This window comes from Xenorhabdus beddingii (assembly GCF_002127545.1).
Lineage (GTDB): Bacteria > Pseudomonadota > Gammaproteobacteria > Enterobacterales > Enterobacteriaceae > Xenorhabdus > Xenorhabdus beddingii.
Genome location: NZ_MUBK01000027.1, coordinates 36,624 through 63,534 on the forward strand (window position 1 = coordinate 36,624; position 26,911 = coordinate 63,534).

23 protein-coding genes, 1 rRNA gene and 1 pseudogene are annotated in these 26,911 nt (G+C 43.4%); 17 read left to right on the top strand and 8 right to left on the bottom strand.

What is annotated here, in order from left to right; genetic code table 11:
* The first annotated feature begins 13 nt into the window (after window positions 1-13).
* The 5 genes from mrdA to ybeD all read left to right on the top strand — a co-directional run bounded on the left by mrdA (window position 14) and on the right by ybeD (window position 5,946).
* A complete protein-coding gene (gene mrdA / locus Xbed_RS14920) occupies window positions 14-1,939 on the top strand; it encodes a peptidoglycan DD-transpeptidase MrdA (RefSeq protein ID WP_244182510.1) in 1,926 nt (641 codons plus the stop codon).
* 8 nt (window positions 1,940-1,947) lie between these two features.
* Window positions 1,948-3,060 (top strand): peptidoglycan glycosyltransferase MrdB, encoded by a 1,113-nt coding sequence (gene mrdB, locus Xbed_RS14925; protein ID WP_086113696.1) that lies wholly within the window; start codon window positions 1,948-1,950, stop codon window positions 3,058-3,060.
* 12 nt (window positions 3,061-3,072) lie between these two features.
* Complete coding sequence (gene rlpA, locus Xbed_RS14930; protein ID WP_086113697.1) at window positions 3,073-4,089, top strand: endolytic peptidoglycan transglycosylase RlpA; 1,017 nt, start codon at window positions 3,073-3,075, stop codon at window positions 4,087-4,089.
* Between the two features lie 269 nt (window positions 4,090-4,358).
* Window positions 4,359-5,573: a D-alanyl-D-alanine carboxypeptidase DacA gene (dacA, locus tag Xbed_RS14935; protein WP_086113698.1), complete on the top strand. Its 1,215-nt coding sequence runs from the start codon at window positions 4,359-4,361 to the stop codon at window positions 5,571-5,573.
* A 109-nt stretch (window positions 5,574-5,682) separates the two neighbouring features.
* Entirely contained in the window at window positions 5,683-5,946 is a 264-nt protein-coding gene (gene ybeD, locus Xbed_RS14940; RefSeq protein WP_086113699.1) for a DUF493 family protein YbeD, read from the top strand.
* 147 nt (window positions 5,947-6,093) lie between these two features.
* On the opposite strand, the gene Xbed_RS14945 is transcribed toward ybeD, so the two are convergent.
* Both Xbed_RS14945 and Xbed_RS14950 read right to left on the bottom strand, forming a co-directional pair.
* Window positions 6,094-7,017 carry a siderophore-interacting protein gene (locus Xbed_RS14945; protein WP_086113700.1) on the bottom strand — a complete coding sequence of 308 codons (924 nt, stop codon included), beginning with the start codon at window positions 7,015-7,017 and terminating at the stop codon, window positions 6,094-6,096.
* Between the two features lie 159 nt (window positions 7,018-7,176).
* A complete protein-coding gene (locus tag Xbed_RS14950) occupies window positions 7,177-8,637 on the bottom strand; it encodes a TrkH family potassium uptake protein (protein ID WP_086113701.1) in 1,461 nt (486 codons plus the stop codon).
* A 170-nt stretch (window positions 8,638-8,807) separates the two neighbouring features.
* On the opposite strand from Xbed_RS14950, the gene lipB reads away from it, so the two are divergent.
* The 3 genes from lipB to crcB all read left to right on the top strand — a co-directional run bounded on the left by lipB (window position 8,808) and on the right by crcB (window position 10,932).
* Window positions 8,808-9,455, top strand: coding sequence for a lipoyl(octanoyl) transferase LipB (gene lipB / locus Xbed_RS14955; protein WP_208612254.1), 648 nt, complete (start codon window positions 8,808-8,810; stop codon window positions 9,453-9,455).
* A 117-nt stretch (window positions 9,456-9,572) separates the two neighbouring features.
* Entirely contained in the window at window positions 9,573-10,538 is a 966-nt protein-coding gene (gene lipA, locus Xbed_RS14960; protein ID WP_086113702.1) for a lipoyl synthase, read from the top strand.
* Window positions 10,539-10,557: 19 nt separating this feature from the next.
* Entirely contained in the window at window positions 10,558-10,932 is a 375-nt protein-coding gene (gene crcB, locus Xbed_RS14965; RefSeq protein ID WP_086113720.1) for a fluoride efflux transporter CrcB, read from the top strand.
* 79 nt (window positions 10,933-11,011) lie between these two features.
* Here the strand turns inward: crcB and cspE are convergent, their stop codons facing one another.
* Window positions 11,012-11,221, bottom strand: a complete 210-nt coding sequence (gene cspE, locus Xbed_RS14970) for a transcription antiterminator/RNA stability regulator CspE (RefSeq protein WP_086113703.1) — start codon at window positions 11,219-11,221, stop codon at window positions 11,012-11,014.
* Window positions 11,222-11,408: 187 nt separating this feature from the next.
* Window positions 11,409-11,894: a methylated-DNA--[protein]-cysteine S-methyltransferase gene (locus Xbed_RS14975; RefSeq protein ID WP_086113704.1), complete on the bottom strand. Its 486-nt coding sequence runs from the start codon at window positions 11,892-11,894 to the stop codon at window positions 11,409-11,411.
* Window positions 11,895-13,471: 1,577 nt separating this feature from the next.
* Between Xbed_RS14975 and Xbed_RS14980 the strand changes: the two genes are divergently transcribed.
* The 5 genes from Xbed_RS14980 to emrB all read left to right on the top strand — a co-directional run bounded on the left by Xbed_RS14980 (window position 13,472) and on the right by emrB (window position 18,235).
* Entirely contained in the window at window positions 13,472-14,263 is a 792-nt protein-coding gene (locus Xbed_RS14980; RefSeq protein ID WP_086113721.1) for an AzlC family ABC transporter permease, read from the top strand.
* Window positions 14,256-14,591, top strand: a complete 336-nt coding sequence (ygaH, locus tag Xbed_RS14985) for an L-valine transporter subunit YgaH (protein WP_086113705.1) — start codon at window positions 14,256-14,258, stop codon at window positions 14,589-14,591. Before Xbed_RS14980 ends, ygaH begins: the two co-directional genes overlap by 8 nt.
* Window positions 14,592-14,720: 129 nt before the next feature.
* Window positions 14,721-15,236: a transcriptional repressor MprA gene (gene mprA / locus Xbed_RS14990; protein WP_086113706.1), complete on the top strand. Its 516-nt coding sequence runs from the start codon at window positions 14,721-14,723 to the stop codon at window positions 15,234-15,236.
* A 259-nt stretch (window positions 15,237-15,495) separates the two neighbouring features.
* Window positions 15,496-16,683 (top strand): multidrug efflux MFS transporter periplasmic adaptor subunit EmrA, encoded by a 1,188-nt coding sequence (emrA, locus tag Xbed_RS14995; protein WP_086113707.1) that lies wholly within the window; start codon window positions 15,496-15,498, stop codon window positions 16,681-16,683.
* Between the two features lie 10 nt (window positions 16,684-16,693).
* Window positions 16,694-18,235, top strand: coding sequence for a multidrug efflux MFS transporter permease subunit EmrB (gene emrB / locus Xbed_RS15000; protein ID WP_086113708.1), 1,542 nt, complete (start codon window positions 16,694-16,696; stop codon window positions 18,233-18,235).
* 259 nt (window positions 18,236-18,494) lie between these two features.
* Here emrB and fhuF read toward each other — a convergent pair whose 3' ends face one another.
* The 3 genes and pseudogenes from fhuF to Xbed_RS15015 all read right to left on the bottom strand — a co-directional run bounded on the left by fhuF (window position 18,495) and on the right by Xbed_RS15015 (window position 21,110).
* Complete coding sequence (fhuF, locus tag Xbed_RS15005) at window positions 18,495-19,262, bottom strand: siderophore-iron reductase FhuF (protein ID WP_086113709.1); 768 nt, start codon at window positions 19,260-19,262, stop codon at window positions 18,495-18,497.
* A gap of 22 nt (window positions 19,263-19,284) precedes the next feature.
* A pseudogene (locus tag Xbed_RS15010) lies at window positions 19,285-19,665 on the bottom strand (ABC transporter ATP-binding protein); the annotation flags it as partial.
* A gap of 407 nt (window positions 19,666-20,072) precedes the next feature.
* Window positions 20,073-21,110, bottom strand: coding sequence for a tRNA/rRNA methyltransferase (locus tag Xbed_RS15015; RefSeq protein WP_086113710.1), 1,038 nt, complete (start codon window positions 21,108-21,110; stop codon window positions 20,073-20,075).
* A gap of 134 nt (window positions 21,111-21,244) precedes the next feature.
* Here Xbed_RS15015 and Xbed_RS15020 point away from each other — a divergent pair, with 134 nt between their 5' ends.
* The 4 genes from Xbed_RS15020 (at window position 21,245) to Xbed_RS15035 (ending at window position 26,715) form a co-directional block, all read left to right on the top strand.
* Window positions 21,245-21,940 carry a tRNA-uridine aminocarboxypropyltransferase gene (locus Xbed_RS15020; protein ID WP_086113711.1) on the top strand — a complete coding sequence of 232 codons (696 nt, stop codon included), beginning with the start codon at window positions 21,245-21,247 and terminating at the stop codon, window positions 21,938-21,940.
* 103 nt (window positions 21,941-22,043) lie between these two features.
* On the top strand, window positions 22,044-24,686 hold the full coding sequence (locus tag Xbed_RS15025; RefSeq protein WP_086113712.1) for a bifunctional acetate--CoA ligase family protein/GNAT family N-acetyltransferase: 2,643 nt from the start codon (window positions 22,044-22,046) through the stop codon (window positions 24,684-24,686).
* Window positions 24,687-24,889: 203 nt separating this feature from the next.
* Window positions 24,890-26,245: a CDP-diacylglycerol--serine O-phosphatidyltransferase gene (pssA, locus tag Xbed_RS15030; RefSeq protein ID WP_167371930.1), complete on the top strand. Its 1,356-nt coding sequence runs from the start codon at window positions 24,890-24,892 to the stop codon at window positions 26,243-26,245.
* A gap of 116 nt (window positions 26,246-26,361) precedes the next feature.
* Entirely contained in the window at window positions 26,362-26,715 is a 354-nt protein-coding gene (locus Xbed_RS15035; protein ID WP_086113714.1) for a YfiM family lipoprotein, read from the top strand.
* A gap of 99 nt (window positions 26,716-26,814) precedes the next feature.
* Here Xbed_RS15035 and rrf read toward each other — a convergent pair.
* Window positions 26,815-26,911, bottom strand: a 5S ribosomal RNA gene (gene rrf, locus Xbed_RS15040); the annotation flags it as partial.

The window sequence follows — 26,911 nt, forward strand, 5'->3', positions numbered from 1 at the left end:
TTCTGGCAATGGGATGAAGAATAAACGAACCCCTTTTCGTGATCATTCGGCTGAATCAGCCCTATTTATACGCCGCGCGCTCGTGGCGTTTATCGGTATTATAATTTTAACCGGCATTCTGATTGCCAATCTTTATAATCTCCAGATCACACGCCACGAAGATTACCAGACCCGATCAAATGGGAACCGCATTAAGCTCGTTCCCATTGCCCCAAGCCGGGGCATCATTTATGACCGCAATGGCACACCATTGGCCACTAACCGAACCATTTACCAGTTAGAAATCGTACCGCAAAAAGTGACTGATCTTAACAAAACATTAGAAGAGCTACGTTCTGTGGTCGGGCTTACGGATAATGATATCGAAGAATTCAAAAAAGAACGCCTGCGCGCACGTCGCTTTACCCCGATTGCCCTGAAAACCTCACTGGATCAAGTTCAGGTGGCCCGGTTCTCTGTCAACCAATATCGCTTTCCCGGATTAGAAATCAAGGGATACCAGCGTCGTTATTACCCTTATGATTCCGCCCTCACCCATGTGATTGGCTATGTTGCCAAAATAAACGATAAAGATGTAGAGCGGCTCGATAAAGAAGGGATTTTGCCTGATTACGCCGCCAGCCATGATATCGGGAAGTTGGGGATTGAGCGTTATTATGAATCTATTTTGCATGGCAAACCCGGTTATGCGGAAGTCGAAGTGAACAATCGGGGCAAAGTCATACGCCAATTGCAGGAACTGCCTCCACAGGCCGGCAAAGATATTTATCTGTCCATTGATTTAGAACTGCAAACTTATATCGAAAAGATACTGACAACCAGCCGTGCGGGGGTTGTTGTCACCGATCCGCGTACCGGGGAAGTTTTGGCGATGGTCTCCAACCCAAGCTACAATCCCAATATGTTTGTTGATGGTATCTCGAGTAAAGACTATAAAATCCTGCTTAACGATCCTGATCGTCCGCTGATTAACCGGGCGACACAAGGCGCTTATCCACCCGCATCGACGGTGAAACCCTTTATTGCCGTCGCAGCCCTTAGCAGTGATGTCATTACAAAAAACACCACAATCTACGATCCCGGTTGGTGGCAACTGCCGAATTCAGAAAAACGTTACCGGGACTGGAAACGTATGGGACATGGCAAATTAAATGTGCATAAAGCAATTGTTGAATCGGCAGATACCTTTTTCTATCAAGTCGCCTATGATATGGGCATTGATAGATTATCTGAATGGATGTCAAAATTTGGCTATGGTCAATTTACCGGCATTGATTTAAAAGAAGAAAGCCCGGGCAATATACCTACCCGTGAATGGAAGCTCAAACGCTATAAAAAACAGTGGTTTCAGGGCGATACCATTTCTGTCGGCATCGGTCAGGGATACTGGACTGCGACCCCGATGCAGATGGTAAAAGCGCTAATGACGCTGATCAATGATGGAGAAGTCAAGACCCCGCATTTTTTGATGAACACGCGTGTCAATGGTGAAATGCAACCTTACCAACCTCCAGTCAGCGCACCTATTGGGGATATCCATTCCGGATACTGGGAAATGGCCAAAGATGGCATGTATGGTGTTGCCAATGCCCCAAATGGAACGGCCCGCCGGTTCTTTGCCCGCACGCCATACAAAGCCGCAGTGAAATCAGGGACTGCCCAGGTTTTCAGTTATGAAACTTATAATGCGAGTAAACTTGCTGAACATCTGCGTGATCATAAGCTGATGATTGCTTTTGCACCTTATGACAATCCGACAGTGGCCATTTCCATCATTCTGGAAAATGGTGGCTCAGGGCCACCTGTCGGCGCTATCGTCCGCCAAATTCTGGATCATATCTTACTTAAGGATAACAATGCCGCCCCTTCCGCCGCAGCTCCGGCTACGACAGGAGGACAAGCCACCAGAACATCAGCGCCCAGAACATCAGCCAATTGAGTAAAGCCATGACAGACTCTCAAAACAAGGTTCCTTTCTGGACCCGAATACATATAGATATCCCGCTGCTACTGTGCGTTCTGGCATTACTGGCCTACAGTCTTTTCATTATGTGGAGCGCCAGTGGGCAAGACATCGATATGATGGAACGCAAGATCGGGCAGGTGGTCATGGGACTCATCGTGATGCTCGTCTTGGCTCAGGTTCCTCCGCGCTTATATGAAAGTTGGGCACCTTATCTCTATATTGGGTGCGTTATCCTGCTGATTATGGTCGATGTTTTTGGACAGATCAGTAAAGGCGCACAACGCTGGCTGGATCTGGGCATTGTCCGCTTCCAACCCTCAGAAATTGCTAAAATAGCCGTTCCCTTGATGGTTGCCCGTTATATGAACCGCGACCTTTGTCCGCCTTCATTAAAAAACACCGGCATCGCGTTATTCCTGACTTTTTTACCTACCCTGCTGGTAGCCGCACAACCGGATCTGGGGACGTCGATTCTGGTTGCCGCTTCTGGCATATTCATTTTATTTCTGGCAGGAATGAACTGGCGATTAATTGGCATTGCTGTTTTACTGGTTGCCTGTTTTATCCCGATAATGTGGTTCTTCCTGATGCACGATTATCAGCGCGACCGCGTTATGATGCTGCTGGACCCAGAAAGCGATCCACTGGGCAAAGGCTATCACATCATCCAATCCAAAATTGCCATTGGCTCAGGGGGTTTATTCGGCAAAGGCTGGTTGCAGGGGACACAATCGCAACTTGAATTCCTTCCCGAACGACATACTGACTTCATTTTCGCCGTTCTGTCTGAAGAACTGGGGATGATCGGTGTTCTGGTTTTACTCGGACTCTACCTGCTGATTATCATGCGTGGCCTGGTTATTGCCGCCAAAGCACAGAATACCTTTGGCCGGGTCATGGTCGGGGGTCTGATACTGATTTTATTTGTCTATGTCTTCGTCAATATTGGCATGGTAAGCGGCATCCTACCGGTAGTCGGCGTTCCTCTGCCCCTTATTAGTTACGGAGGCTCAGCATTGATTGTTCTAATGGCGGGGTTCGGCATTATCATGTCGATACATACACATCGTAAATTATTATCCAAAAGTTTATGAGGAAGAAGTTTCATGCGTCAGCAATGGCTTATATTTAGCATCGTAGCGGTACTGATATCAGGTTGTACAACAACAGACAATCAGCGGGCATCTTCTCTTCCCCCTGTCCCCACTCATGATGTTTTGGGTGCTGAGCCTCAATATGAGCCTTATCACCCAAGCGCCAATCAGGATTACCAGAAAGAGGGGCAAACCTATCGCATCGTGCAAGATCCCGCTAACTTTACCCAAACAGGTTATGCCAGTGGGTTTGGTGAAGAATCCAATGGGAAAATGACGGCGATTGGTGAGCGAGCCAGCCCTTATGCGTTAACGGCTGCGCATCCGACGCTGCCTATTCCCGGTTATGTGCGTGTCACCAATTTAAGTAATGGGCGCATGATAATTGTCAGGATTAATGATCGAGGCCCTTACAATAAACCGGGAAAAATCATTGAATTATCCCGTGCAGTGGCGGAGCGGCTCAATTTGATGCCACAAAGCAAAGTGAAACTGGATGGTATTCAAGTTGCACCTGATGGCTCGCTCTCTGGTTTAGGCACAAAAGGGTCAACGATCGTCAAACAAAGCTATGCCTTACCTGACAGACCCAATATTGGTTCGCCGGCGTCAATCAAATCCTCCATGACCGATGACTCCGCAGTACAGAACACGGTGGAACAAACGGCGATTGAACAAAATCATGCGGGTGAGACAGAAAGCCAGCCTGTCACACCTCCACCAGCGACAGTATCGTCTGTTGCAAAAGGATCATCTGATTCAAACACGCCATCTAACTCAAAAACGTTATCTGACCCGGTAGCAGCGGGCCGTTATATGGTGCAAGTCGGCGCTGTCAGCATGGAGCCAAAAGCCAAAGAATGGCAACAATCATTGAGCCAACGCTTTAATGTACAAGGCCGTGTCACTCAATTTGGCAATGTTTATCGCGTCCAACTGGGGCCACTGGACAGCCACCAGCAAGCCACGGAACTACAAAAAAAATTAATGGACCAGATGCATCAATCCTCTTTTATTGTTGCCCCCTGATCCACTGTACCCACAGAGATAAATAGCATCATTGCCTGCTGATATTGAATGATTTATTCCTATCAGCAGGCAGATAAAATCATGATGACCACAGTATGTGGCAAAAAACAATGGGCAAAAAAATACGGATAAAAAATACCGGTAAAAAATACGGGTAAAAAAGTGTAAACCTTTAAGCCACCCCATTTTGTTTAATGTCAGCTTTTTTGTCATTTGTTATTATGTCGCTTATCATCAATCCCTTTCTCACGGATGTTATCTAATCAATCATGAAATACATCGTTACTTCCCGTTTTATCAAAAGTGCCAGCTTGAGTATCGCCCTGGCGACCAGCATTTCTGCGTTCGCCAACACGGATGATAATTTCAAGACTATGATCCCCGGTGTTCCCGAACTTGATTCAGAAGCCTATATTCTGATTGATTACAACTCAGGAAAGGTATTAGCCGAAAAAAATGCGAATATCCGCCGCGATCCCGCCAGTTTGACCAAAATGATGACCAGTTACGTCATTGGTCAGGCCATCAAATCAGGAAAAATCGGCCCGAACGATACCGTTACCGTAGGTAAGGATGCCTGGGCAACAGGAAACCCGATCTTTAAAGGCTCCTCTTTAATGTTTTTAAAACCCGGAGATCAAGTTTCTGTTGCCATGCTGTCTCGTGGTATCAACCTGCAATCCGGCAATGATGCCTGTGTCGCAATGGCAGATTATGTCGCAGGCAGTCAAGACGCTTTTGTCAGCCTGATGAATAAATACGTACAGAATTTGGGACTGCAAAATACGCATTTTCAGACCGTTCATGGTCTGGACGCCCATGGCCAATACAGCTCGGCTCATGATATGGCTATGATTGGAAAAGCGTTAATCCGCGACGTACCGGATGAATATGCTATCTATAAAGAAAAAGAGTTTACCTACAACAATATTCGCCAGCCTAACCGTAATGGCTTGTTATGGGATAAAAGTTTAAACGTTGACGGCATTAAAACAGGCCACACCAGCGGCGCGGGTTATAACCTTGTCGCTTCTGCAACCGAAGGGAATATGCGGCTGATTTCTGCTGTAATGGGTAGCCCAACGTTCAAAGGACGTGAAACCGACAGCAAAAAATTACTGACTTGGGGCTTCCGCTTCTTCGAAACCGTTTCACCACTACAAGTGGGTAAAGAATTTGCGTCAGAACCGATTTGGTTTGGTGACACGGATAAGGTTCAACTGGGCGTTGATAAAGATGTTTACCTGACAATCCCGCGTGGCCGCCTGAAAGATCTGAAAGCCAGCTATGTATTGAACACAGACAATACTGAACTACACGCCCCGCTTGCCAAAGATCAGGTTGTTGGAACGATCAACTTCCAGCTTGATGGAAAAACCATTGAGCAACGTCCATTGGTCGTGATGCAGGAAGTCCAGGAAGGGGGCTTCTTCAGCCGGATGATCGACTATATCCGGCTGATGTTCCACCACTGGTTTGGCTGATCTCTTGAAAGTCAGGCATTGAGCCTTATATTAAGTAACACATCGTTAGAAAATTATCACACCACGGCAGACCCACTCTTCTGCCGTGGCAAATACATGAGGAACGCCCATGAAAACAAAATTAAATGAACTGCTTGAGTTTCCTTGCTCATTCACCTACAAAGTGATGGGTTTAGCTCAACCTGAGCTGGTGGATCAGGTTGTTGAAGTAGTTCAGCGCCATGCGCCGGGCGATTACTCTCCAGTCGTGAAACCCAGCAGCAAAGGCAATTACCACTCCGTGTCCATTACGATCAACGCTACGCATATTGAGCAAGTTGAAACGCTGTATGAAGAGCTAGGTAATCTGGAATTGGTGCGCGTTGTGCTGTAACACTACGCTTGATAAACGCTGATGCTTTAGTCGGCGTTTTTTCTCAGTGATGCTCTTATCAAAAAAAGTCAAAGATATCCCTGTTAAATCCATAAGCTACTGTCGAGCAAGACAGCAGCTATGGTCAGGATTTGTGGTTAAATGAGATCAGGCGTGGTTATCTTTCGGAGATTTGGCCCAATACGCCATGAAGTTAATTAATGTTCGATCCAAATGGCATTCTTGAAGCAGATAACGGCGCAGGTTTTTGACAGCAGATGATTCCGCAGCGACCCAGGCATAAAAATAGCTGGTCTTATTCTCACTTTCTGCCCTTTCCCATAATGTCCCATCCGGTGAAGTCGTTTCAGTTAAGGACTGTGTTGCAATAAACGCTGATTCAGGAAGGATAACGTGTTCACGTACCGCCTCCAGCAAGCGTTCACCGTAAGCATATCCTGACTTAACTTTACGCGGTAACCAGAAAATATTGGCAAATTTAAATTGCTCTACATTAAGGCAATCTTCCTGTTCAGGAACTTCAAAGAATGCCTGTACGCTGGGCGGCGTTTCGTGCAACGATAACTCTTCAATAATCCCCAATGCCGCCGGCACTGCCGTCTCATCGGCAATCAGCAATACCTGACGGACTTGTGCTGATGGCTTCCATTCACAGCCTTCTGCCCCGTTGATTGAGCTATCACTGGAACCCGCTTTGGGCGCAACAATCTGTAAAGGATCACCGAGATTAGCCTGACTCAGCCAATTGGATACCGGGGTGTTTTTACCATGTAAAACAAACTCTACATCCATTTCATTGTCTTCCGTGCGTAGCGCTCTTAATGTGTAAGTTCTCATCAAAGGACGCGCTGCTTTGGGGATCGACAGGTAATCACTGTGCCATTCTTCCCCCACCTTGACTTTGATTAAAGGGTGACCTGGCTGGGGAAATAACAACTTAATCCGTTGATCAGGCGCATATCGCAACATGCGATGCACTTCCGGGCCTTCGAAAACACAACGTAATAGGGATGGTGAGATGGTAATCCGCTCTTTCAGAAACAAGTTAAAAATAGAATAAGTTGCAGACATAATATTATAGTAACAAATCTATTTGTTACTCTCGTTATTGATAAAGTGTTATCAACACTAGTGCAAAAGGCAATCAAAATCAATTCAGAAATGATAATAATTCTCATAATCATTATTAACAGGGGTTTATGCCTCATGATATTGGTATGCACATCCGGTTCAAAAACGCCAAAACGCTTTCGAGCACAAAATCAGTATCGGGTAAATTTCCAACCTTCCCAATAGCATGGCAGCACACATCATCCATTTCGCTGCGGCATCCAGATCACCAAAACCCTGTGCTGTCGCGCCATACCCTATCCCCATGTTATTGATACAAGCCGCCACAGTGGCAAATGAAGTCACCAAGTCATAGCCAAGCAAGTTCAATGCCCAGATAAAAAAGCAACTGAAAAAAACATAAAGGAAGAAAAAGCCCCAGACAGAACGCAGTACCCTTTCCTGAACCACAGATTTGCCAATTTTAATCGTTGAAATGGCATTCGGGTGAGTGAGTTGGTTAACTTCGCTGAAACTCTGTTTAGCCAAGATCATAAAGCGGAGTGCCTTGATGCCACCACAGGTCGATCCCACGCAACCACCAAAAAAACTGACGGCCAGTAACATCAAGATGGTATGGGGTGGCCATTGGGCATAATCAGACGTTGCCAGACCATTATCGGTCATCATGGAACTTGTCATGAAAAAACCATGAACAAACGCATCTTTCACACCATACATCCCTGAACGGTATAGCTCCAACCAGATAATGCAAACGACGCCAGCCAGTACCAGCAAGAAAAATTGTAATTCAGCATTTTTTAGCAGTGGTTTTAAACTCCTGCGTGTCAGGGCAACAAAATAGAGCGTAAAGTTGACCGCCGACAGGACTGAGAAAATCCCCCCCACCATTTCAATGGCAGCGCTGTCATAATAACCCAGGCTTTCGTTGCGGGTCGAAAATCCCCCCAAAGAAACGGTTGAGATGCCATGACAGATGGCATCAAACCATGACATACCCGCTCCCCAGAAGCTGACTGAACATATTCCACCCAGCAACAGGTAAACAACCCATAAACTTTTGGCGCTGTCAGCAAGACGCGGGGTCAGCCGTTCCTCTTTAAAAGGACCGGGCATTTCTGATTGATAGAGCTTTGCTCCACCAATTCCCAGTAATGGTAAGATGGCAACCGCAAGGACGATCACGCCCAACCCACCGATAAAATTGAGCTGGGCACGGTAATAAAGCACCGAATTAGGTAATGCCGAAACATCATTCAACACCGTTGCCCCGGTGGTCGTAATGCCCGACACGCCTTCAAACATCGCATCCACAAGGTTAATGTTCAGGCTCTTGTCGAGCATAAAAGGCAAGGCACTGAGTAACGAGAACAACAACCAGAATAAGACAATGATAAGAAATCCATCTTGTGTACTGGGTTGTGCTTTGGTTTTACGGGTAAAGTACCAGCCGGCTCCCCCGGTAACCAATCCAATGATAAACGTTTCAAAAAAAGCAAAAACACTTTTTTCCTTATAAAACAGGGCGACAAAAATAGGCAGTAGCATTGAGAGACTGTAAAGGAGCACCAAAAAACTACAGAGATGCCCAACAATTAAAAGTTGGTTTTTTTTGACCATCTGCTAGCTCAAACAGAGTTTAAAGGGAAAATCATCAAAATATATAACCATGATAATATAAAATTAAAATATATTCGTCTAATTAACAATATTATTGCTTTAAGGCATTCTCAAACTGGTGGGAATCATTTTAGAACGTTATACTGACGGGCACTTTTTGTTAACAAATGATGACGTTCCCATTGCAACATAACACCGTTATTTTACGCCAGTTAGGTATTCAGCCTTACGAGCCTGTTTCTGATGCCATGCACCAGTTCACTGAGCAGCGAACGGCGGAAACACCTGATGAGATCTGGCTTGTCCAACATGAAAAAGTGTTTACACAAGGTCAAGCCGGTAAAACAGAGCATGTACTTGCGCCAGGGGATATTCCCGTTATCCAATCGGATAGAGGGGGGCAAGTTACCTATCATGGCCCAGGCCAGCAAGTCATGTATGTTTTAATTGATTTGAAACGATCAAAAATTGGCGTTCGCCAACTGGTCACTTCGATCGAAAATACGGTAATCGAAACCCTGGCTCATTTTGGCGTAGAAGCCTATGCCCGCCCTGATGCTCCAGGAGTTTATGTCTCAGGCAACAAAATATGTTCCCTTGGGCTGCGTATCCGCAAAGGATGCTCTTTCCATGGTCTGGCACTCAATATTGCAATGGACTTACAGCCGTTTTTGCGCATTAATCCATGTGGTTATGCTGGTATGCAAATGGTTCAACTCAGTGACTTTGTTACGGGAGTCACCATTGAAGATGTACAACCCGTTCTGGTGGAAAAATTCTGTCAGATCTTGGGATTTCAACTCATCGATGAAAGATGATATAATTTTTTAACATTTTTCAAAAAAATTTGAATGGATTTATTGCCTCGATCTTCTTGTCATAAACATCAGGCAGTAAGTCAAAATCTGAAGCATTTAACTGGAACCAGCACGATTATGAGTAAACCAATTCAGATGGAACGCGGTGTCAAATACCGCGACGCAGACAAGATGGCTTTGATCCCTGTGAAGACTGTCGCCACAGAACGTGAAGCACTCTTGCGTAAACCTGAGTGGATGAAAATCAAACTTCCTGCGGATTCCAGCCGCATTCAGGGCATTAAAGCTGCAATGCGCAAAAATGGGTTGCATTCCGTCTGTGAAGAAGCCTCCTGCCCTAACCTGGCTGAGTGTTTTAACCACGGAACCGCCACCTTTATGATCCTTGGTGCCATCTGTACCCGTCGCTGCCCATTCTGTGATGTGGCACACGGCCGTCCGAATACACCAGATGCAAATGAACCCATCAAGCTCGCGCAAACCATCCAAGATATGGGATTACGTTATGTTGTTATCACGTCAGTTGACCGTGATGACCTGCGTGATGGTGGCGCACAACACTTTGCTGACTGTATTGCTGCGATCCGTGAAAAAAATCCATCCATTAAAATCGAAACTTTGGTGCCAGATTTCCGTGGTCGTATGGATCGTGCGTTGGAAATTCTGACCGCAACGCCACCTGATGTGTTCAACCATAATCTGGAAAACGTACCACGGGTTTACCGTCAGGTTCGTCCGGGCGCTAACTACGAATGGTCATTGAAACTGCTGGAAAGATTTAAGGAAGCTCACCCGAATATTCCGACTAAATCAGGTCTGATGGTGGGATTGGGCGAAACCAACGAAGAAATTATAGAAGTGATGCGTGACTTACGTCGTCATGGTGTCACTATGCTGACTTTAGGACAATATTTACAACCAAGTCGTCATCACCTGCCAGTTCAGCGTTATGTCAGTCCGGCTGAGTTTGAAGAAATGAAAGAAGCCGCTCTGGAAATGGGCTTTACCCATGCAGCTTGCGGCCCGTTTGTTCGTTCTTCTTACCATGCCGACTTGCAGGCCAAAGGTATGGAAGTCAAATAATCTGTCGCCACCACCAATAATAATGAATATCGCGTTTGCTGTATTTATCGGTGGTGGCTTGGGTAGCGTGTTACGCTGGCTCATCAGCCTCCGCCTGAATACCCCTTCTTCCCCGATTGCCGTTGGTACGCTGACGGCTAATTGCATTGGTGCCTTGATCATTGGGCTGGGATTGGCTTATTTCAATAAAGCCACGCAGCTTGATCCTGTTTGGAAGTTAATGTTAACCACCGGGTTTTGTGGCGGGCTGACTACGTTCTCCACTTTTTCCGCTGAAGTCGTTTACCTGCTACAGGCAGGAAAGATAAGTTGGGCGCTGGTCGGTATTCTGGCGAATGTCGTCGGGTCGTTACTGATGACGGCGCTTGCTTTTGCGGTTATGAACAAACTCTAATCATCGACCCTGCTCAAGAAGTGACAGAATATAAAAAACCCGTTACTGAGAACGGGTTTTAAGAATGTGGGATTCGAAATTAGATTGCGACAACGTTTGCAGCAGATGGACCTTTCTCACCCTCAGTAATATCAAACTCTACTTTCTGGCCTTCAGTCAGAGTTTTGAATCCGTTGGCCTGAATGGCGGAAAAGTGTACAAAAACATCTTTGCTACCATCTTCTGGAGTGATAAAACCGAATCCTTTGGATTCATTAAACCACTTAACGTTACCTATAATTTTTGACATCAAACTTACCTTAATAAAAAAGACACAAACTTAGCGTCACGTACAGTACAACAAATAATATAGTCTATTGTCTGCAACATAGATCACGAAAAATAGAACAAAATGTAAAAAAACGTATTTTCCGTTTGATTACATTGACTGATTCTATACGCCCATGGTGATTTCACAAATAAATTGGCGTCTTATTTCAACTTTGTTTACTTTTCGTTTTTCTACTCTTCTCGTGCTCCAATAACCATCCTTTGATATCCAACCCGCCGGTATAACCGACGAGCTTACCATCATGGCCAACCACTCGATGGCAGGGCACAATCAATGAAATGGGATTGCGTGAATTTGCCATGCCAACCGCACGACAATAATTTACCGAACCCAACGTTAATGCCAATTGCTTATAGCTCCACACCTCACCATAAGGAATGTTGCAGAGTTGCTGCCAGACTCTTTTCTGGAATTCAGTTCCCTGCATACTTAGGGGAACTGTAAACGTCAACCGCTTTCCTTTGAAATATTCCTGTAACTCTTTTGCACACTGCTTAGTTATCACATTCTTAGATTCTAATTCTTTCTTTTCATTAACGAAATAAATGCTCGTTACTCCTTCATCATCCGCAGTGATATGTACATAAGGCTTAGGAAATCCTTCTGGAGTATTCAGGTAATGATGGTACATAAACTACCTCCATTTAATTTATTATTAAAAATTTCTGTACTAGCCTAAATCCCTCGTTCATCAATTTGCAATGATGAATTCGGTTACACATCTGACAATTTGATAAAGAAACCATCGCGCCCTCTGACAATTAAAATTATGGATCTGCCAATAAGTTATGACACCTTATTTTTAATGACACCTATTTAAAAAACATAAAAACACCATATATAGATGATGTATATATTGAAATCACAATATGTAGTATTGGTTTCTAAAAGAAATTATCTCAATACAATACACAAGTGTTAGTTTTTATTATTACTAACTATATATACCACCAAGAAATTTTACTAGAAGTGTTATCATTTATGGCAAACACTGTGGTATATCATCCATAGATTGTGATGAATAAATTCAGCGAAAAAGCGAAAAAAAGAGAAGATACAAGTTATACACTACACCGCCAGCAATAAATCAATGATGCGAAAAAGCCGGCTATAGTTGGTCATTAAGGGCCTTTACAGCAAATGGTGCTGAAAATTATTCATCAATGAAGTGACCTCCGGTTTCCTGTCATCATGATCAATGCCTACATTTACCGATTTTGGGAGGTTCATTTGCTTTCTATCGCCCTATACCCTCTCATTTATTGAGGACATAGTAAAACTATGATAAAGGATTCAGTGATTAATTTTTCTATTTTCTAAATTCATTAATGTTGAACTTAGTATTTATTTAATACTTTGTTTAATATATTTGTTCTATGCATAGCTACTGAAAATTACGTGTAAATACAAAATAAAAATCTGTAGAATAGTTTCCTTATGTAAGACTCTGTTTTAAATCTTATTTCATGACTACATTGATTAAATCTTATTAAATTACATCATCATGAAAAATAAGTATTACCACTGATTAGATCCAATTCTGGATAACACCAATAAAAAGAAAAACCATAAAAATCAACAAATAAGATAATTATCATATTAAAATGAATTATAAATTTAATTTGTGAAACACTCTTTGCATACTAAAAACTGATATTGAAAAACCTCATAAACAATAAAGATTAACTCAATAACAAAGTCATCATCAGTTCTTTATGTAAAATTTATTTCTTATTTGTCATGCCAATATTTATTCAATTAACATAAATAACCCTTTTCTATTCCTGAGATATCTCATCATAAATATCACTTTTCGATTTATAGTTCCGCTGATGAAACAGTGGGGCAGGCAAACCTGATGAGATCCTGAATAATTCTGCTAATAATCAGCGGAATAGCTATTCAGCCATGTGTCTTAGCCAAAAATATTACTCGCTGCCAACCAGAAGCATTTTTGAGGCGAATAATTGGACGTCACGCAGAAAGTTGGATCAGAGTACAGCGAGACGCAAACTGACCTTTGCCTATTCCACCCCCATGTCCACGGGAATGTTAACAAAACCTCATAACCTCCTTTTTCTTAACCCCAACAGCCAAAACCCTTTGTTCTAAATGTATTAATTAGATAATTTAGACATTTCATATTTTCACTTTCATCATATTTTGTTAATGTTGTTTTACCTGTTAACAAAAAAACAAAAACCCCCCATGCAAACGCGCGAAAAATCGTCACCTGATATACCAATATCTGATACATCCATCCCCGAAAAGTGCCAATCCAACAAGACCTCTTCATTCAAAGAAGGTATTTTTGATAGCCTCCCTATTGCCATTGGCTATATTCCCATCGCCTTTGCATTTGGACTAAGCGCAGTCAAACTGGGGTTTACGCCTTTAGAAGCCATATTTTTTTCCTGTGTCATTTATGCAGGAGCCAGCCAGTTTGTCATCACCGCTTTACTGAGTGCAGGCATGTCATTGTGGATTTCCGCTTTAACCGTGATGGCCATGGATATCCGCCATATCCTGTATGGCCCGGCTCTACGCTACCGCATTAAACAGACCTTATCAGGAAAGAAAACCGTGATTTGGGCTTTTGGCCTGACAGATGAAGTTTTTGCCGCAGCAACGGCTAAATTGATAAAAGATCAACGTAGCTGGAGTGAAAACTGGATGGTCGCTATTGCCTCGTGTTCCTGGCTTTCTTGGGTACTGGGTACTGTGGCAGGAGCTGTATTAGGCAATGGTTATCTGGACTCATATCCGGCGGTTGAAGCAGCTATGACGTTCATGCTTCCGGCGCTGTTTCTAAGTTTCTTATTGGCATCTTTCAAAAAACAGAATAGCTACTGTGTGACCGCTGCCTTATTGGGCGCTTTACTCGGTATCGTATTTTTTTCCATCCCCATCGCTATTCTTGCCGGGATCATGGGAGGCTGTTCCGCAGCACTTCTGCAAGCCAAAAACGCACAGTTAAATAACCGTACATCACATGATTGATAATAAAATACTTTTTATCGGCCTGGTTGTAGGCATTGCCAACTTCCTATTCCGCTATCTTCCCTTGCGTTTAGGGGCCAATCGTGCGCCTGCCGGAAAAACGGGAAAAATGGGCATCATACTCGACAGCATTGGCATTGCTTCAATTTGTTCATTGCTCATCGTTTCAAGCATTCCGGACATGATGAAAGAACACAATAAATTTTTTCCAACCCTAATCGGATGCCTGACTATCTGTTTGTGTTTCCACAAAACCCGAAGCATTACCCTCTCCACACTATCGGGGGCGGCTGTTTTTGGGATAATATTCAAGGTATTTATGAATTAGGTATCAATATTTAAAGAAATATGATGATAATAAATAACTATAATTGCTAAATTTAACTTTTAATATAGTATTTGTATGGTCTTTAACAGACGTTACTTTACCGGTTGAAACTAATAAGGTATCTAAACAATGGAAAGTTCATTCACTCCCACAGAAGAGTTACTTAATTGCCGTGTAACACAGCAAAAAAGTTTGCCCTATCAAGAGATATTACTCACTCGCTTGTCAATGCATGTCCAGAGCAAAATTCTGGAAAATCGCAACAACATGCTGAAAGCACAAGGAATCAATGAAACCTTGTTTATGGCTCTGATGATTCTGGATACCAAAGAAAGTCGTAGCATTCAGCCATCAGAACTCAGCGCAGCATTAGGCTCTTCACGTACAAATGCAACGCGAATTGCAGATGAATTAGAAAAGCAAGGCTGGATAGAGAGAAAAGAGAGCCATAACGATCGCCGTTGTCTCCATCTTCACCTTACCGATAAAGGTTCAACTTTCTTGAATAGTTTACTTCCTCCTCAACATGAATGCCTGGTTAAACTTTGGTCCATTCTCGATTTGGAGGAGCAAAAACAGTTAGAAAAGTTGATGAGAAAGGTATTAAGTCAATTAGACAATATTAGCGATTATTGCAATAAGTAATAGTTTCCATTTGTGAGTAATTTCGAATCAAGAAAACCCGTTATGGCAACATGACCTAAAAAAACTTTTCTGCTAGCCAGTATCATCTGATACCTCATATGGCTAACTATTATCTTCAGGTAATATTTGCATCCATATCGTTCCCCCCCTCCAGTCGTGTAACCACACGACTGGAGGGGTGTTTCATCCAATGGTTACTACACAATCAATAGTGACTACATGAACAATATAAGCTAATTAAAAAATACGGAGATTCTCTATGAGTGCTAGTGAGAAAACGCCACTCCCATCGGGTCCAAAAAAGAGTGATAAGAAACGAAAACGCCGTAATATCATTACATTGCTGACATCACTCTTTCTGCTCCTTGGCATAATTTATGCCGTTTACTGGTTTCTCGTTTTACGTTATCAGCAAAAAACCGATAATGCCTATGTGACAGGCAATCAAGTACAAATTATGTCGCAAGTGGCGGGGAGCGTTATTACTGTCAATTTTGACAATACGGATTATGTGAAAAGTGGACATGTTCTGGTACAGCTTGATCCCCGTGACGCCGAATTAACCTTAAAAAAAGCCGAAAATGAATTGGCGAATACGGTTCGCATCACTCATCAACGGATGATCGACAGTAAAAAATATCAGGCAACCATTGAGCTGAAAAAGATAGCTCTCAATAAAGCACAAAGTGATCTCAGCCGGAGAGAAGTACTGGGAGCCAAGGACTTGATCGGTAGAGAAGAATTACAGCATATGCGCGATAATGTCTCGATGGCCCAAGCCGATCTGGATATCGCCATTGCCCAATATAAAAGCAATCAAGCCACTATTTTAGATACTCCGTTGGAAAAACAACCTGCTGTGGAAAAAGCGGCCTCTGGGGTTCGTGATGCATGGCTCGCCTTGCAGAGAACCAAAATTGTCACCCCTGTCGATGGCTATGTTGCACGCCGTGGCGTTCAGGTCGGTTCCCGTATTAATTCAGGAACACCCTTAATGGCTATCGTGCCTGTCAACAATATGTGGATTGAGGCCAATTTCAAAGAAACCCAACTTGCCAATATGCGTATCGGGCAACCCGCCAAAATCATCAGTGATTTCTATGGTGATGATGTGGTTTATACCGGCAAGGTAGCAGGTATTGATATGGGAACCGGGAGCGCCTTTTCCCTATTGCCAGCACAAAACGCCAGCGGTAACTGGATTAAGATAGTCCAACGCCTACCCGTTCGTATTGAGATTGATCCTGAACAATTAAAACAGCATCCCCTGCGAATTGGGTTATCAACCTCAATTACCGTCAATACTACAGACAGCAATGGAATTGCACTGGCAACCACCGAACGCTCTCTCCCTGCCTATCATACCAATGCGTTGACGATCGATATGGCTCCTGCCAACCAAATAGTTACTGACGTGATTAATCGTAACTCAGGAAACCCGATTTAAGGGGAGCGTCATGGTAAAAAGAGAACCACTGACAGGCGCGAAACTCGCTCTTCTGACCATTTCACTGGCAATGGCGACTTTCATGCTTGTTCTCGACTCCACGATTGCCAACGTCGCCATACCTACGATTGCGGGTAATTTAGGGGCTTCAATCTCGCAAGGAACCTGGGTCATCACCTCTTTTGGTGTCGCAAACGCAATTTCTATCCCCATCACGGGTTGGCTGGCAAAGCGTTTTGGCGAAGTGAAACTGTTCCTCTGGTCTACCGCCATTTTCACGCTTTCATCTTGGTTATGCGGTATTTCCAACAGCCTCAATATGCTGATTTTTTTCAGAATTATCCAAGGGCTGGCCGCAGGCCCGGTACTTCCTCTTTGTCAAAGTTTGTTACTCAATAACTACCCACCGGCTAAACGGAACATGGCGTTAGCGCTTTGGTCGGTAATGATCGTTGTTGCGCCTATCTGCGGGCCTATTCTGGGAGGATATATCAGTGACAACTATCATTGGGGATGGATCTTCTTCATTAACATTCCTCTTGGTATCGCCATTATCTTTGCCGTCATGCGGATATTACGTGGCCGGGAAACAAAAACTGCGATTAAGCCCATTGATATTGTAGGTTTGTTTTTGCTGGTGATGGGTATCGGTTGCCTGCAAACCCTGCTCGACCAAGGTAAGGAACTGGATTGGTTTAATTCCACTGAGATCATTATTCTCACCATCACTGCAGTTATTGCGCTCACGTTCTTAATTATATGGGAACTGACTGACGATCACCCGATTATTGATCTATCACTGTTCAAGAGGCGCAACTTTTCCATTGGGACGCTGAGTATCAGCCTCGCTTTCATGCTGTATTTTGGTTCGATTGTCTTATTGCCACAACTATTGCAAGAGGTTTTCGGCTATACCGCGACTTGGGCGGGTTTTGCGGCAGCCCCGGTAGGATTGTTGCCTTTATTACTTTCCCCAATCATTGGTAAGTTTGGTCATAAAATAGACATGCGTTACCTCGTGACATTCAGTTTCATCATTTATACTGTCTGTTTCTATTGGCGGGCATATACATTTGAGCCAGGCATGGATTTCGCGGCTGCCGCATGGCCTCAGTTCGTTCAGGGGCTTGCCATGGCATGTTTCTTTATGCCGCTGACAACCATCACATTATCAGGGCTTGCGCCAGAGCAAATGGCTTCAGCTTCCAGCCTGTCAAACTTTACCCGTATATTGGCGGGTTCAATCGGTACGTCCCTCACCACCACCATGTGGACACAACGTGAATCTATACATCATTCAAATCTTACTGAATACATCAATCCCTATAACCCCAACTATCAGCAGGTTCACCACCAATTGAGTCAGTTAGGCATGAATGAGACGCAGATCTCGGCTTATCTGGCAAAACAGATCACCCAGCAAGGATTAATTATTTCTGCCAATGAAATCTTTTGGTTCTCGGCAGGTGTGTTCCTGATATTGACATTATTGGTCTGGATGGCGAAACCGCCATTTTCTGCCGGAAGTCAAGATCAAGGAGGAGCACATTAGCGTCATTGATTAGATTTGCCAGTAACGAAAATAACGGGAGTATTCGCTCCCGTTATGAAAACCCCATCTTTATCAGTGAGGTTTTCACGTTTCAGATAAAAAATGTCCTGCCAGTGACTAAAGCGTGTTTGTAAAGTGATTCTTAAAATGGTTTGTTTGCCTGCTGTAATATTTTTTTAAACATAGTTTCTAAGGCATTTTCAAAATAACGTTCAACTTTATCTCCATTCAATAAACAGACCAGCTTTATTTCTGCTATTTATGCTGTAGATTCAAGAGGACAATCGTGGCAATTCCCTACTCCCGGTAATTTATTTCTTTGGCAGCAACAACGGCGCTGTATGGCATTGTTTCTCATAATCACTGTACGATAAAGCGGGTTATCTCTACCATCAGGCAGCGTTTGTTCAAAGAAAAGACCCTGAATTAATGTATCATATTGTTTCTGATCCATTCTTTCTTTGAAGTTAGTTAAATACCAGTGCATAACATAACCCATATTATTCCATAATAAACGCCCATTTATTCCACGATAGGATTCAATTTTCTTACATACAGGAATAATATGCCGATCCAACATGGAATGATAACGCTCCAATAAAGATATGGGTTCATCCATCCACGTCAACTGATAATAAACAACATTGGGTCTGCCAGTCTCATGAAATTCCACTTGGAAAAGATGATAATCTGTATCAACAGCTTGAGGATATTCCAATAACATTAACATCATTGGCGGCACAATTAATCCAAAATACCATTGCGCCCATAAAGAATAAAGTCCTTTTTGATTCGGTTTTAATTCATTATCCCCATAATATGAATTTTGATAACGTTTCATTAATAATGGGAACTCACTTTCATCAGACCATTGGCAAAACATCATGCTGTCCGCAGGGATATTTTCTGCGTTAATTTTTATTGATGAATTAAAATGATCAAATGCCCCATCAAATAATTGAGCAATATCTTTGATAGATATTTCAGGTGCCAATTTAATGGAGTCATGATTATTTTTATTTTTCATTCCATATTCTCCTATTATCATTCTAAACTGCGGGCCTATATTTAGGGATAATCAAGGGCTTGTTAGATTCGGGATCGCGAATAATCCGGCACGCCAAACCAAATACATCGGCAATATTCTGTACTGTCACAATCTCCTCAGGGACTCCTTCTGCATAAATCTGACCATCTTTCATCATCACCAGACGCGAGGCGTAGCGCAGAGCCAGATTAATATCATGTAAAACCAACACCAGTATTTTTCCTTGCCGGTGTAACCCCTGACAAAGATCAAGCAGTTCAATCTGGTAGGAAATATCCAAATAAGTGGTCGGTTCATCCAACAAAATAATCGGCGTCTGTTGTGCCAATGTCATGGCAAACCAGGCACGCTGACGCTGACCACCTGACAGTTCGCTCACTAAATTTAGGTATCGACGAGACATCAATATTGATTCTGGCTCACTAACGCTTTGGTTTTTCTTTTTCCACCCCATTAAATGATAATTAAAATCATTACCATTATCAACCATAAAAAAAGTAATGTATTTGGAGGGATTAGTTGGGTGTTTAATAAAAGAGCCTGACAATATGGAAAAAGCATAAATAACATCAATTTTATTTGTGTTATTTACTAAGTAAGGGGAATAAAAAACCAAATTAATGATTTCAACTAAAATAATAACAAAATGTTTTTATTTAACTTTGTAAATCATTTTTCATGGCAGCATTAAAAACAGATTCAATAAATCAGGGAATAAAATAAAGGCGCTGACTCACTAGTCAGCGCCTCATTAATAAAAGAGACTAAATGGTCGCTTTCTTATATAAATTAAGCCTTATTCTGACGCCACCACTCTGACAGCAGAATACCTGTTGCAACAGAAACGTTCAGACTTTCTACCCAACCCGTACCACCAATAGAAAGACGAATGTCTCCATCTTCCCAGGTACTGTCGCTTAATCCATCACTTTCCTGCCCCAATACTAAAACCATTTTTTCTGGCAATGTTGCTTTTGCCAGCGTTGTGCTGCCCTTATGACTTGATGTGGTCACAATGGTATAGCCTTCATCACGGAATTTACTCAGCGTAGCTGTGAAACCATCAGCATCAATGCCTTTGATATGCTCAGCGCCCCCTTCAGCAGTACGGACAGCCGCACCTGATTCCAACATCGCCGTATCCTGCAAAATCACACCCTGCACACCAAAATGCGCACAACTGCGCATAATTGCACCTAGGTTGTGTGGGTTACCGACGTTTTCCAATGCCAGCACACAATCTTTTGCCGGGGCTTGCTGCAAATAGGTTTCTGCATCCAATCCATTGCGTTTTTTGATCAAAAAGCAAACGCCACCGTGATGTTCCGTGCCTGATGCCTTAGACAGTTCTTCATCGTCAACGACATGGTAAGCCTTGCGATTTGCCGCCATCCATTTTAAGGCATCGCGAAAACGCGGGGTGATTGATTGAACGAACCAGGCGCGAACAATCGCATCAGGGCGGTTCTGGAACATGGCCTGACAAGCATTTTCCCCATAAATCCGGGTTTCTTCCAAACGCTGGCGACGGAGTTGTTCAGGATCAATATGGCTTTTGCCACTGATACCACTGTGTTCTGGTTTAAGAGGCTCTCCCTCCGGACGAGAAACTGTTTTCCAAGGAGAACGCTCACTTGAACGCGCGGGGCGCTCATTGTCACGACGGCGGTCACCCTGCTCACGCCCTTTACCAAAAGGACGTTGATTGTTTTTACGGTTGTCACTGTTTTTACGACGATCATTGTCTTTGCGATTATCATTATTGTCCTCATTGCGGACATACATCACTTTGACTTTACCGTTTTTACCACTATAGGAATCGTTCATTTGTTTCTCCAACTGCGCTATGGCGCGAAGATTACCCGATGTGCGCGCCCGAAGCTACCTCTGGCAACGACAATCCATTAAAATATCCGTTAATTTTTTACTGGCTTTATCCACGACCATGTTTGAGTTCTTAAATGAGAAATAACAACGCCGTTTATCAGCTTCGCCAACACCGCCTTGCCCGCTCTACCCGTCCTTTTCAGGCGAGAGGTTGCCGGGTGCAGCGTTGCCTGCATTGTTTATTACCCCAAAAAAACTGTCTATGTGAAATGATTTCACCAGCAAATGCGGCAAGCCGCTTCTGCCTCATTATGTTTGATACTGAGCCGATGAAGCCCAGCAATACCGGAAAGTTGATTGCAGATATCCTGCCCGATACACATGCTTTTCTCTGGTCCAGAACCGAACCTGATCAACAAATGCTTGACGTATTGAATGACTCAACCCGGCAACCCTATTTGATATTTCCAGACAGTTACGCCACGCCCCCTCGCACAGTGTATCAGCAGCTTCCTGATAACCAGAAACCGCCACTGTTCATTATATTGGATGGTACTTGGCCTGAGGCAAGGAAAATGTTTCGCAAAAGCCCATATTTGGATGATATTCCCCTGTTATCTATCAATAATATTGCCAAAATGGATTATTTACTGCGAGTACCATCCAGACAAGAACAACATTGTACTGCCGAAGTTGCAGCCGCCGCACTAGAATTGGCTGGGGATATTGACGCATCGCAATCATTACTCAGTCATTTCAATCAGTTTCGTGAACAATATCTGGCTGGAAAATCTAATCATTCGGGGGGAATCAGTCACAGTAATTCTTGACAATCCCCGCTAAAGTAACTGATGGTGGCTAAAGTTATTCATGATAACTGTTTAATCCACGGTGATTGTTTATTGATGTGATAACTAATGAGGAACCCCAGAAATGAGTCAGCGCGGACTTGAAGCATTGTTACGTCCAAAATCTATTGCCGTTATTGGTGCTTCTGAAAAACCAGAAAAAGCCAGTTCAATGTTAATGCGAAATTTGCTGATGGGGAGGTTTACGGGGCCCATTCTGCCCGTAACCCCCAACAAACATGCCGTTCTGGGTGTATTGGCCTATCCTTCTATCGATAAGTTACCCCTGACCCCCGACCTCGCCGTTATCTGTACCCATCACAGCCGCAATCTATCTTTGCTTGAGCAACTGGCTCATCATGGATGCAAGACCGTTATTATTCTATCCTCACCACCCGCGCAATTTAATGAACTAAAGCAATATAGCCAGAAATATCATATTCGCATTCTGGGACCCAATAGCCTCGGCATTCTGGCGCCTTGGATAGGGCTGAATGCCAGCTTTTCTCCCATTCCTATCCTGAAAGGTAAACTGGCTTTTATCTCGCAATCAGCAGCGATATCAAACACGATCTTGGACTGGGCCAATCATCGAAATATTGGTTTTTCATATTTTATTGCTCTTGGGGACAGTGTTGATATTGATATCGATGATCTACTCGACTTTCTGGCAAGAGATAGCAAGACCAGTGCCATTTTGTTACATCTCGAACATATTAGCGATGCCCGACGTTTTCTTTCTGCTTCTCGGAGCGCTTCACGCAATAAACCCATCCTGGTCGTAAAAAGCAGCCGCACACGAAAAGCTCAGCAACTCCTGGGGGAACAACAAAATTTTGATGCTGCCTACGATGCTGCCATTCAACGTGCCGGGTTACTTCGTGTGCAAGATACCCATGAAATGTTTTCTGCAGTAGAAACATTAAGTTTTATGCGGCCATTGCGTGGAGAGCGTTTGTTAATCGTCAGTAATGGTGCGGCACCTGCGGCGATGGCGCTAGATGAGTTACTGAGGAGAACCGGAAAGCTCGCTGTGTTGAGTGAAGAAACGGTCAGTGAACTCTCCGGCATACTTCCCGAAACCCTGCCTCTGCGCAATCCTTTGGATATCGGCGATGATTCCTCCACTGAGCAGTATATTGCTGCTCTCAGGCTGTTACTGGATCGCCATGACTATGATGCCTTGCTATTGATTCATTCTCCTAGTGCGATATCTCACAGCCAATCTACGGCGGTTCGAGTCATCCAAACCATTAAGGAGCACCCACGCGGAAAATGGCTCACCATTTTCACTAATTGGTGCGGAGAGTATTCTTCATTGGAAGCCCGACGTTTATTCAGTGAAGCCGGTATTCCAACTTATCGGACACCAGAAGGCGCAATTACTGCATTTATGCACATGGTGGAATATCAACGAAATCAAAAACAGCTCAAAGAGACCCCCTCTCTGCCAATTAGCATTACATCGAATACGGCTCGTGCCCATGAATGTATACAGCAGGCCCTTAACAACGAAAGTATTCAGTTGGATACCCATGAAGTACAACCTATTCTTGAAGCCTATGGTCTAAATACCTTACCGACTTGGATAGCTCATACCAGTGATGATGCGGTCAATATTGCAGAAAAAATTGGCTATCCCGTTGCACTGAAGCTCCGTTCTCCTGATATTCCACACAAATCAGAAGTTCAGGGAGTCATGCTTTATTTGCGTAATTCCGATGAAGTCAAAACAGCGGTACAGGCAATTATTGAGCGTGTCAAACAAAACTTCCCACACGCCAGAATTCATGGTTTGTTAGTACAGAGCATGGCTAACCGGGCTGGCGCACAAGAGTTGAGAATTTCCATTGAGCAAGATGAGATATTTGGGCCGTTAATCATGCTGGGAGAAGGGGGTATTGATTGGGTTCATGAAACACAGGCCGCTGTCGCTCTTCCTCCCCTTAATATGGCATTAGCCCGCTATTTGGTCATTCAGGCAATTAAAGGGGGAAAAATAAAATCGGGGGGGTCACTACTGCCGCTGGATATCCCTGCGCTCAGCCAATTGTTGGTTCGGGTATCCAATCTTCTGATCGATTGTCCCCAGATTGCTCGCATGAACATTCATCCATTACTTGCATCAGGCAATGAATTCACCCTATTGGATGTGACAATGGAGTTGGCTCCAGTGACCGGGGATCCTCGCAAGAGACTGGCTATTCGCCCCTATCCCAATGAATTGGAAGAAACTATCTATATAAAAAACGATGTTGAATGTCAGTTACGTCCGATCTTGCCGGAAGATGAACCGCTGTTGAAAGCCTTTATCGGTCAAGTGACCAAAGAAGATCTTTATTACCGTTATTTCAGCGAAATCAGTGAATTCACCCATGATGATCTCGCCAACATGACCCAGATTGATTATGACAGGGAAATGGCTTTCGTCGCGATACGTCACCCTACGACTTCACCTGAAATTATTGGTGTCGCCCGTGCTATGGCCGATCCCGATAATATCGAAGCAGAATTTGCGGTATTAGTGCGATCAGATCTCAAGGGAATTACGTTAGGCTATCAACTCATGACTAAATTGATTCATTACACAAGAGAGCATGGTATTCAGGTATTGACCGCTATTACTATGCCGGAAAACCGTAATATGATTCAACTTGCGAAGAAACTTGGGTTCATCATTGATATCCAGTTGGAAGATGGAATTGTTAACCTTGTATTAAAACTTTAAAACTCGGCTTGAGAGCATATCCAATGAGGATGAGAAAAGACTTCACTTCGTGATGAATCGCACAGACTTAAAGCAATCAGCTCTGGAAAGTTAATTCATACTCACAATGAGCCAAACTAATGGTATCATCGCCAGATCATTTTGATTCATACACCTTATGATGGAACTTATCCCATCTAAACTAAGAGAAAAAACGCACTGTGATGTTGTCCAAATTTAAACAAGCAAAACACCAACAACACCTTGCACAACTGCCTAAACTACCGCAGTCAGTTGCTGACATAGAGACGCTTTATCAAGCTAAAGTGTTCCGCAGCACCTTACTGGAGCGGATAGCAAACGCCCAAAAGCATATTTATATCGCGGCCCTATATTTGGAAAACGACGATGCTGGCCGGGATATTTTGAATGCGTTATATGCTGCCAAACAGCAACGCCCTGAGCTGGACATTAAAATTCTGGTTGACTGGCATCGTGCTCAACGTGGTCGTATTGGCGTAAAAGCAGCGGCAACAAACGCAGATTGGTACTGTTCCGTGGCTGCCAATTACCCTGATGTCAATATTTCCATCTTGGGTGTTCCGGTGAATACTCGTGAAGCGCTGGGCGTTTTACATCTCAAGGGCTTTATTTTTGATGATATGGTCGTTTATAGCGGAGCCAGCATTAATGATGTCTATCTGCATCAACATGAAAAATATCGCTATGACCGTTATCATTTGCTGCATAATGCAAAACTTGCAACAATCATGAAACAGTTTATTGATGACAGTATTATTAGCGCTGAAGCCGTGAAAAATCTGGCCTGTCACAATCGTCCCCGTAATCTTGAAATTAAAAATTTGATCCGCCAATTTCGTGTTTCATTACGAAATTCTGAGTATCAGTTTGAAAACCAAGCATCCAATGAGGAATTGGCGGTAACACCTCTTGTTGGTCTGGGCAAAAAAAACCAGCTAAATAAAACGATCTGCCATTTAATATCCTGTACTGAAAATAAGTTGGTCATTTGTACGCCTTATTTCAATTTACCGGCAGTTCTAGTGCGTGCAATCTCCCGGCTGCTCCGTCAAGGAAAACAAGTTGAGATCATCATTGGAGACAAAACAGCCAATGATTTCTATATCCCACCAGAAGAACCTTTCAAGATCATCGGAGCATTGCCCTATCTGTATGAAATTAACTTGCGCCGCTTTACCAGTCGGCTGCAAAAATTTATCGATAGCCAGCAATTAACCGTTCGGTTATGGAAAGATCAAGATAATACTTATCACTTAAAAGGTCTCTGGGTTGATAACAAATGGCTGTTGATTACGGGTAATAATCTCAATCCCCGTGCATGGGGCCTGGATCTGGAAAATGCGATTCTTATTCACGATCCTCACCAAGAAATGCAGGAGCAAAGTTCTATGGAACTAAACTGCATTCGTACCCACACAAAAATTATCAGCGATTATCAGGAGCTGGAAAGTATTCAGCTCTATCCGGTTAAAGTTCGCAAGCTAATACGCCGCCTACGACGTATTAGGGTTGATCGATTAATCAGCCGAATACTGTAAAATAGATAAATAATTATCAATTTTTGAATCCTCTCTCACTATTAGCAGAGGGGATTTTTGTATCTTATTTATCAAACAGCTATGATTTAAAAAAACAAATCATGGCGCAAATCACGATGAAGAAAACGGTCATCCCTCTTATAAGAAATATATTAATTATTTCTCCTCTTTTATTAAATACATCTTGCTCCAATATACGTCAGGCCAATGACAACTGGACTGGAAAAGATAAAGCACAGCATTTCTTGTTTTCTGCCGTCGTCACAGCAGCCGGAAACGCCTATGGAGAGCGTCAAAATTGGGGGCATCGTGAAAGTGCACAGTTTGGTGTATTACTCTCAATCGGTCTTGGTGCAGCAAAAGAACTCTATGATAGCCGTCCATCTGGAACGGGCTGGAGTTGGCATGATATTGCTTATGATGTAGCTGGCACTATCGCAGGCTATAGCCTGTATAATTCTTTGAAGTGATTTTTTTTTACTCTATAATTTTTTGAGTTCTATCATTTTCTCAAATCATCAAACGCAAAAAAGCCATCCGCTGACGGATGGCTTTTCTGACTAATTGATGTCTGGCAGTTCCCTACTCTCACATGGGGAGACCCCACACTACCATCGGCGCTACGGCGTTTCACTGCTGAGTTCGGCATGGGGTCAGGTGGGACCA

Excerpts from the sequence above, each read along its gene's own strand:
- ybeD (WP_086113699.1), top strand. The coding sequence starts at position 5,683 with ATGAAAACAAAATTAAATGAACTGCTTGAGTTTCCTTGCTCATTCACC.
- lipA (WP_086113702.1), top strand. The coding sequence starts at position 9,573 with ATGAGTAAACCAATTCAGATGGAACGCGGTGTCAAATACCGCGACGCA.
- Xbed_RS15015 (WP_086113710.1), bottom strand. The coding sequence starts at position 21,110 with ATGAACGATTCCTATAGTGGTAAAAACGGTAAAGTCAAAGTGATGTAT.
- ygaH (WP_086113705.1), top strand. The coding sequence starts at position 14,256 with ATGATTGATAATAAAATACTTTTTATCGGCCTGGTTGTAGGCATTGCC.
- Xbed_RS15035 (WP_086113714.1), top strand. The coding sequence starts at position 26,362 with ATGAAGAAAACGGTCATCCCTCTTATAAGAAATATATTAATTATTTCT.
- Xbed_RS14975 (WP_086113704.1), bottom strand. The coding sequence starts at position 11,894 with ATGTACCATCATTACCTGAATACTCCAGAAGGATTTCCTAAGCCTTAT.
- Xbed_RS14980 (WP_086113721.1), top strand. The coding sequence starts at position 13,472 with ATGCAAACGCGCGAAAAATCGTCACCTGATATACCAATATCTGATACA.
- mprA (WP_086113706.1), top strand. The coding sequence starts at position 14,721 with ATGGAAAGTTCATTCACTCCCACAGAAGAGTTACTTAATTGCCGTGTA.
- cspE (WP_086113703.1), bottom strand. The coding sequence starts at position 11,221 with ATGTCAAAAATTATAGGTAACGTTAAGTGGTTTAATGAATCCAAAGGA.
- Xbed_RS14945 (WP_086113700.1), bottom strand. The coding sequence starts at position 7,017 with ATGTCTGCAACTTATTCTATTTTTAACTTGTTTCTGAAAGAGCGGATT.
- Xbed_RS15020 (WP_086113711.1), top strand. The coding sequence starts at position 21,245 with ATGAGAAATAACAACGCCGTTTATCAGCTTCGCCAACACCGCCTTGCC.
- fhuF (WP_086113709.1), bottom strand. The coding sequence starts at position 19,262 with ATGAAAAATAAAAATAATCATGACTCCATTAAATTGGCACCTGAAATA.
- Xbed_RS15025 (WP_086113712.1), top strand. The coding sequence starts at position 22,044 with ATGAGTCAGCGCGGACTTGAAGCATTGTTACGTCCAAAATCTATTGCC.
- Xbed_RS14950 (WP_086113701.1), bottom strand. The coding sequence starts at position 8,637 with ATGGTCAAAAAAAACCAACTTTTAATTGTTGGGCATCTCTGTAGTTTT.
- emrB (WP_086113708.1), top strand. The coding sequence starts at position 16,694 with ATGGTAAAAAGAGAACCACTGACAGGCGCGAAACTCGCTCTTCTGACC.
- rlpA (WP_086113697.1), top strand. The coding sequence starts at position 3,073 with ATGCGTCAGCAATGGCTTATATTTAGCATCGTAGCGGTACTGATATCA.
- mrdB (WP_086113696.1), top strand. The coding sequence starts at position 1,948 with ATGACAGACTCTCAAAACAAGGTTCCTTTCTGGACCCGAATACATATA.
- emrA (WP_086113707.1), top strand. The coding sequence starts at position 15,496 with ATGAGTGCTAGTGAGAAAACGCCACTCCCATCGGGTCCAAAAAAGAGT.
- lipB (WP_208612254.1), top strand. The coding sequence starts at position 8,808 with ATGACGTTCCCATTGCAACATAACACCGTTATTTTACGCCAGTTAGGT.
- mrdA (WP_244182510.1), top strand. The coding sequence starts at position 14 with ATGAAGAATAAACGAACCCCTTTTCGTGATCATTCGGCTGAATCAGCC.
- pssA (WP_167371930.1), top strand. The coding sequence starts at position 24,890 with ATGTTGTCCAAATTTAAACAAGCAAAACACCAACAACACCTTGCACAA.
- dacA (WP_086113698.1), top strand. The coding sequence starts at position 4,359 with ATGAAATACATCGTTACTTCCCGTTTTATCAAAAGTGCCAGCTTGAGT.